The following is a 6,716-nucleotide window of genomic DNA, read 5'->3' as shown; positions in this document are numbered from 1 at the left end:
GCATCGTCGCCGGCACCGAGGCCAGGTCGAGTAGCCCCACTGGAACCACCTCGGAGTGATGCGGCCCGCATCACTAACCGACGCAACATCGACGACCGCCGAGCGATGCCACTGGCCCGCATACAGTGATGGGGCCCACATCACTCCAAAAGCTCTGTCACTGCCCCCCGACAAATCCAGCGCCCCGGGTTCTTCATTTATTACTGCGCCCCAATCGGCCGGAAAGCAGCATGGACATCGTTCTCCCACCTTATATAAGGAAACCATGTCCATGGCTGACAGCTATCAGCTCAACATCGGCTCCCTCAGGAGCCAGGTACAGCTGACACTCCACACCCATCATGCTGCTCGAATCTGGCTTGGCCGCCAGAAGAGCGAGGACAAGCACAGCATCCTCGGCCTCGCCGGCTTCTGCCTCAAGATCAACCAGATCGATCGCGCCGCCTCGCAAGACGACCCCTACTCGGACTGGTGGATGATCAGGATCGAGGAGAAGATCCAGGAGGTAGATGATGCTCTCAAGGCCATCGACAGCCGTCTCGATGCCGTTATGGCCCAACTGCCCAAGGCGTTGGAGATCGGTGAAAATCTTTCGATCCACCCACTGAAAATGCCGCTCTACATCGCCAACCCGCTGGGGTTCAAAGGCGTCCACCTGCTGACTCAGTACGACGAAGTCGTCCGCCGCATTTTGCTGGCTCAGCACGTCGCCATGATCGGTCGCCGCGATGGCGAGATCTGGATCGATGAAGGCGCACACCTGCTGCGCAGTCTCTTTGGGCTGGCCCAGCTCCATCGCTTCTCCGGCGCATCGCGTGACGACTTCGCCGCCAACAATGCCCGGGCCGAGAACGCGCGTGAGATGTACCGGCGCCACGGCGAAATTCCCCAGGACATCCTGGAAGGCACCCGTCGCTCGAACTTCGCTCCTCCTATCCGCCGTGGCTCGGCAGGCCCAGGCGAAGAGATGGATGACGATCACGAAGACGAGGCCTGAGCCTGATGCGTTCGGACACCCAACCCATGGAGGCGCTGCAACAGGGTGCCTTCAAACCGCTGCAACAGGGTGCCTATCAGGCGCTGCAACAGAGTGCCTCACTAAAAGGCCTTTTAAAGCCCTTTAAAGGTAAGGGGGAGCTGGTCCAGTTGGCGGAGCATTGCGCATCGCTGGAAGCAGGGCTGCGCACCCTTACCCAGGAAGTGCTGGCCCAGGTTCGCCAACATCCATTCGCTCTACTGCCCGTCAGGCTCATCGAGCAAAACACAGCAGCTGGCACAACCTTTCTTCGCTGGCAAAGCGTGCAAGAGCGGCGCATGGGTGTCGGCGTATGGGCTCAGATGGTCCACGCCCCCAAAACACCAATCCACTTGCTGCAGGACCTGTTTGCCCTGGAGCAACACCGAATCACCCTGAACATGCAGATCAGCCTCATCCACTCCATCGGCAAACAGGCCGCCGAGTGCGCAGAAAAGATGGGGCAGGCCGAGGCCGAATATCAGGCTCGACTGCAGCAGCTCATGAACCCACCCCAACACTGAACGGAGATACACCATGGGTACGTCTATAAACTGGGAAGGCAACGTCGGCAATGCGCCGGAGCACCGGAGCTTCGCGAATGGCAACCAGCCACCGCGACAGATGGTGCGACTGAACGTCTTCTTCGATAACTCCATCCCCGATGGCAAGGGGGGCTACAAGGATCGCGGTGGTTTCTGGGCCAACGTGGAGTGGTGGCATCCGGACGCTGAGCGCTTCGCCCAGCTGTTCCAGAAGGGTATGCGCGTCCTCGTGGCCGGGCGCGCGATCATGGATACCTGGCAGGACAAGGCGACCGGCCAGGATGTCTCTGCCTTGAAAGTGGAGGCCAACCGCGTGGCGATCCTCCCGCATCGGGTAGACCAGATCATGCTCGCACCGCCCAAGAGCGGTGACCAGCGTCCTGCCAATCAACAGCAGGCTGGCCAGTCCCAGGGGCAGGGGCAGACGCAAAACAATCGGAGCCCGAATCAGCGCCCACCTCAGCCGATTCCTGACGGCGTGCAGGACTACCCCAGCTTCGAAGAAGAACCGTTCTAGCCCCCCTACCTTAATTTGGCGCGCGACATCGTGAAGCTCCTGGTGACAAGGATGTCACTTCGAGCTTACCCTCCCTTCGATGCAGCATCTCCCTTGCAGTCAAGTCATTGGCTAGCAGGCGATTTTTCAGGCTCCATTCGTGAAGCTTCTGGTGGCGAGGACGGACCTTCGTTACCTCACTTTACTTCGAGGACTACGTGCGATGAACCACGACTTCCCAGAGTACCCTTCCGTCAAGGCGACGGTGGAACTTCACCGCTACATGGAAGCCGTCGAGGCCCTCAAAGGTGTCCGTCAGGTCTTTTGCGACGGCGAATCGATCCTGCTGCCAGAGGCCGAAGTGGAGGCCATCAAAATGCTTCGCTCCCGGTTCAAGGCCACCCTTCAGTATGGGCAGGCCGAGGAGTATGAGTTTGCGACCAAGGCCCGGGATGCAGGGGTGGCGGCTGAGCTCCTTCGACTAGGGCAGGCAGTTTGGGACGTTGCGGGTCAAGACGCTGAAGTGATGGTGCGTGCCGCATTGGAGAACCCGAGCGGGACACTTCTGGCCTGGTTGTCCCTCTACCGCTCCAGCATGGTTCCCCACTAATCGTGACATCCGGGCATTGGCGTGGGGCTTAATTTTTGGGCGCCACTCGTGAAGTTTCTGGGACCAAGGACAGGTCGTCGCAACCGCCCACTCTTGACGTAGCGTCAGCTGTCTCGCAACTCCGGGCGACAATGACCTGCTGCCTGGGGGCCCGCGCTTCGTGAAGCTCCCGCAACCAGGACGGGAAGTCGTAGCCGAAGGGGCGCTGCAAGCAGCGCTTGCCCAGGTCAGGGGCCCGTATGAAATCATCGCGTTGGCAAATGACCATTTCCTGAAGGCATCTCCGCCATACAGCTGCTAACTTGTATCGAACTGAGCCGCTGTGGCTGCAAAAAAACGCCTCGGCGTGGGATTTCCGGTCTCAAGAACGTTTGAGGCGTGTCTTACCCGGCAGGAACAGGCGCGCTGATGAGGAGCATTCGATGCAGAATGAAGTTGCCCAGGGGCGAAAAGCGGACAGGCGTCATTTCAATAACCCCCATCCTGCGGTAGAAGCGGCAGGGGTGGAGGCCGCCGAGAAAGGGCTTCCCGTGTATGCCTGCCCTTACAAGCACCCCGCCATGCTGGCCTCCTGGCTGAAAGGGTACAGGCGCGCCCAGCAGCTCACCCTTAATTTTTGACCCTTCCTCCGTAGGCCTGGCCCACGAATTCCCCTCCTTTCAGTTGACCATTTCGCGTTGTGCCGTCTCTGGTCTGCGGCAAGAGTGCTCCCTGATTTAACTGTTCAGGGGCACCCTATGAAACTCATGATCATCGAGGCACCGGGCAAGCTGAAGAAGCTGGGACCCATGATGAAGAAAATCCGCCCTGGCGAGCACTGGACAGTGGTAGCCACTGGTGGCCACATCCGAGACCTCCCCGAGAAGGGGCAGGACGAGACGATGATCACCACGGGCGTGCTCAAGAACCTCCGGCCCGTATACGAGATGCTGCCAAAGAGCGCTCGCAACGTCAGCACGATCCGTAAGGCGTTGAAGGATGCCACCGAGGTTTACATTGCCACTGACCCAGATCGCGAAGGCGAGAGCATCGCCTGGCACATTCAGCAGGCGCTGGGCATCAGCGAGTACAAGCGCGTCACCTTCAATGAAATCACGCAGAATCGTGTTCGCGAGGGTTTGGCTAACCCACGCAAGATCGACATCCAGCTCGTTGCCTCACAGCAATGCCGTAGGGTGCTCGACCGCCTGGTGGGCTACCCCGTCACTCAGGAGCTGCGCCGAGTCATGGGGCAACCCACGTCAGCGGGCCGGGTACAGTCCCCTGCGCTCTACCTGGTCGTGATGCGCGAGCGGGAGATCCGCAACTTCAAGGTCATCCACCACTTCGGCGCAGAACTGACCTTCAGGGACGAAGCGTCCGGCTTGGCCTGGACTGCCGTATGGCAGCCGGTACCGGACTTTGCCAGCAAAGAGAACCCTTACGTCCAGGACGGCACGCTCGCCGCCCGGGTCGCTGCAACCCGCGCGGTTATCGTGGAGTCATGCGAAGACGGCAAGAAGCGGCGTCCGCCGCCGGCACCGTTCATTTCGTCCACCTTGCAGCAGGCCGCCAGCGTGGCATTGAAGTGGGACCCCGACAAGACGATGCAGGTCGCGCAACGCCTGTACGAGCAGGGTGTCATCACGTACCACCGCACGGACAACCCCAACTTGGCTGATGAGGCCATGCCTGACATCCAGGCTGTCGCACGGCGCCAGGGGCTCGACGTTGTAGACGAGCGCCGGACGTTCAAGGCAGCAGACAGCGCCCAGGAAGGTCACCCTGCGATTGCGCCAACCGCTTGGGATGACGAGGTCGCGGGAGAATCTTCCGATGAACAGGCGTTGTACAAGCTCATTCGGATCCGGGCGCTTGCCAGCCAGCTCGCCGATGCCATCTACGACGTGCGTACCGCAAAGCTGCTGGCTAGGGGGCCGGATCAAAGGCCACTGCGCTTCGCAGCGACGGGGAGCTCAGTAGCATATCTCGGCTGGATGAAGCTTCTGCAGCAAGATGACACGGATGAGGAGTCGACCGACCTGCCCAAAAACCCAGTGCCGGCGCTGCAGCCTAAGCAGATCCTCAACGTGCTCCAGGGCGAGGTGTTGAACCAGAAGACCAAGCCCCCGGGGCGCTTCACCAAGGCCAGCTTGATCAAGGAACTGGAACGTCGTGGGATTGGCAGACCCAGCACGTTCTCCGCGATCGTGAAGAACATCACCAGCAAGGGCCTGGTCGTCGAGGAAAAACGCAAGCTGGTCCCGGGACCGCTGGGTGAGACTACCGTCGCCCAGTTGGAAGGCCGGTTCAGCTTCCTGGAGCTGGCTTTCACCAGCACGCTGGAGAAGGACCTGGATCGGATCGCCCGCGGTGAAGACAAGTACGGCCCGGTTGTCGCCAAATTCTACCAGCACCTCCAGGGTGAACTGGAAAGCCTCCGGCAGGCGCCCACGGTCGCGATGGCACCACGCTCGCTAGGCTCTTCATCCACTGCAGACAGCAACCACGTCTGTGGCAAATGCGGCATGCCTCTCGCGCGGCGCCAGAAGCGTGGCGAAGGGGGATATGACTTCTGGAGTTGCACAGGTTTTAAGCAGAATGGCTGTAAGGTCAGCTATCCCCACGCGAAAGGAAGACCTGACCTGAGTAGGCCGCGGGGCATGTAGGGCTTTCAGAACTTAGAAATCTGATTAATGGTATTTTCCCCGACAGGCCGCTAAGCCGACCGACAACCTACCCTTGTCATCGAGCGGCAGGCCTGGTGTAGCGTGAAGGTGGGGGAAATACCATGTGTAAGCTTAAAATCAATAAATCTGGAGAGGAAGCCATAACATGCATGACATTTACATACTTCTCACATGTTTGCTATTACCACCAACAACCAGTGCAACAATAATACTCGCAGCATCTCTGCCAGGCGTGCGCTCCGCAGATGAGTCCCTCTTCACGAAGGCTTTTGGGCTCCACCCAGAAAAAGGGCTTATGGACCATGGATTATTGTGGTTTAGCATACTTACACCCGTACTTTACTTTGTCACCATTGGATATGTTTCATGGGAGCCATATACATTAAGCATGTCAAGTGACGGCTTCGCAAAATTCATATCGATTAGCACTCTTCCGCTAACAATCCTATCGCTCGCCATACCTCTACCAGTATTAGTGTCCCGCTTCCACGCAACCCAGCAAACCGCCACACAGCTCAAAGCCACAAAATTAAAAAACAATATCGATATATTCTACGCTCACAGAAAAGCGATGTTTGAATACTTCGACAGAATTCCGAAAGTAACATTTGAAGGGGCACTTGAATGCGAGTTCAAAGTACATCCTAGGTTACACATCAATGCCTTCAGGGGTTCAAAACCGGAGCAAGGTAGCCCAAGAGTATTTGAAGATTTTTTCGAAAGCGTCGAACAGGACCTCCAGTCCGCCCGCACCATGGCACATCACACGTTGATCGAGACAGACATTACTCGTAGGTTCGCCTTTTATCGAAATGCATGCATATCCCTCTGGGCCATTTCTCAAAAATTGTTGATTGGCGAAATTCTTACTACCACCTCCAATAACAGCTTAGCAATTAAAGAGGTTAATCGGGCAGACCCAAGAGACACCTATGCAATCACCATTGGCCAAACCACAGCAGAGTTTATTGGAACCTATAGAATGTGCCGATCATTCTACAGAATACTTTGTGAATTCACGGGGTACGAATCAAAATTTTTCGAATATATCGACAACGATCATAATGATGATTTTCGAGCCATTGACTCAGGCAAACGATACATAAAGCTCTCTGACAACCCAGTGGAAAATATTCTTGCGTGGGTACGCGAACGTACAGAACTCACAGTGGAACCGGCATGAGTTCCACATCGTAAAACGGTCATAAGATAAATATTTTCTGACAGCCATCACCCATTCAATGCTGTGGATTCCTTGACACTCCTCCTTCATTCCATGACGACGCTTGCCCACTACAGCTTATTCAATGCCGCCGGATTCTCAATTTTCCCTGTTGCAAACTCGTCTGGCTTGACAAGCTGCCCTCTCTCGATGGATCGG

At 57.2% G+C, this 6,716-nt stretch carries 7 protein-coding genes; all 7 read left to right on the top strand.

Translation table 11 applies throughout. The features are described from left to right. Nucleotides 1-271 precede the first annotated feature (271 nt). Nucleotides 272-997 carry a PFL_4669 family integrating conjugative element protein gene (locus tag F6X61_RS08360; protein WP_153786204.1) on the top strand — a complete coding sequence of 242 codons (726 nt, stop codon included), beginning with the start codon at nucleotides 272-274 and terminating at the stop codon, nucleotides 995-997. A gap of 5 nt (nucleotides 998-1,002) precedes the next feature. Further along, complete coding sequence (locus F6X61_RS08355) at nucleotides 1,003-1,539, top strand: DUF3158 family protein (protein WP_153786203.1); 537 nt, start codon at nucleotides 1,003-1,005, stop codon at nucleotides 1,537-1,539. A gap of 13 nt (nucleotides 1,540-1,552) precedes the next feature. Further along, nucleotides 1,553-2,077 (top strand): single-stranded DNA-binding protein, encoded by a 525-nt coding sequence (locus tag F6X61_RS08350; protein WP_153786202.1) that lies wholly within the window; start codon nucleotides 1,553-1,555, stop codon nucleotides 2,075-2,077. 202 nt (nucleotides 2,078-2,279) lie between these two features. Next, nucleotides 2,280-2,666 (top strand): hypothetical protein, encoded by a 387-nt coding sequence (locus F6X61_RS08345; RefSeq protein WP_153786201.1) that lies wholly within the window; start codon nucleotides 2,280-2,282, stop codon nucleotides 2,664-2,666. Between the two features lie 422 nt (nucleotides 2,667-3,088). Then, nucleotides 3,089-3,286, top strand: a complete 198-nt coding sequence (locus F6X61_RS08340; protein ID WP_153786200.1) for a CrpP family ICE-associated protein — start codon at nucleotides 3,089-3,091, stop codon at nucleotides 3,284-3,286. Between the two features lie 117 nt (nucleotides 3,287-3,403). Next, nucleotides 3,404-5,314, top strand: a complete 1,911-nt coding sequence (locus F6X61_RS08335; protein ID WP_153786199.1) for a DNA topoisomerase — start codon at nucleotides 3,404-3,406, stop codon at nucleotides 5,312-5,314. Nucleotides 5,315-5,480: 166 nt separating this feature from the next. Continuing rightward, the gene (locus F6X61_RS08330) at nucleotides 5,481-6,518 is read left to right on the top strand and encodes a hypothetical protein (RefSeq protein ID WP_153786198.1); all 1,038 of its coding nucleotides are present in this window, start codon (nucleotides 5,481-5,483) and stop codon (nucleotides 6,516-6,518) included. The last annotated feature ends 198 nt before the right edge of the window (nucleotides 6,519-6,716 follow it).

Source organism: Pseudomonas sp. EMN2, from assembly GCF_009650555.1.
GTDB classification, from domain to species: Bacteria; Pseudomonadota; Gammaproteobacteria; order Pseudomonadales; family Pseudomonadaceae; genus Aquipseudomonas; species Aquipseudomonas sichuanensis.
Note: the sequence above shows the minus strand (reverse complement) of the source record. Positions and strands in the feature narration are given on the sequence as shown.

Bases quoted from the DNA above. Each gene is read 5' to 3' on its own strand.
- F6X61_RS08360 (WP_153786204.1), top strand. From the start codon at position 272: ATGGCTGACAGCTATCAGCTCAACATCGGCTCCCTCAGGAGCCAGGTA.
- F6X61_RS08355 (WP_153786203.1), top strand. From the start codon at position 1,003: ATGCGTTCGGACACCCAACCCATGGAGGCGCTGCAACAGGGTGCCTTC.
- F6X61_RS08350 (WP_153786202.1), top strand. From the start codon at position 1,553: ATGGGTACGTCTATAAACTGGGAAGGCAACGTCGGCAATGCGCCGGAG.
- F6X61_RS08345 (WP_153786201.1), top strand. From the start codon at position 2,280: ATGAACCACGACTTCCCAGAGTACCCTTCCGTCAAGGCGACGGTGGAA.
- F6X61_RS08340 (WP_153786200.1), top strand. From the start codon at position 3,089: ATGCAGAATGAAGTTGCCCAGGGGCGAAAAGCGGACAGGCGTCATTTC.
- F6X61_RS08335 (WP_153786199.1), top strand. From the start codon at position 3,404: ATGAAACTCATGATCATCGAGGCACCGGGCAAGCTGAAGAAGCTGGGA.
- F6X61_RS08330 (WP_153786198.1), top strand. From the start codon at position 5,481: ATGCATGACATTTACATACTTCTCACATGTTTGCTATTACCACCAACA.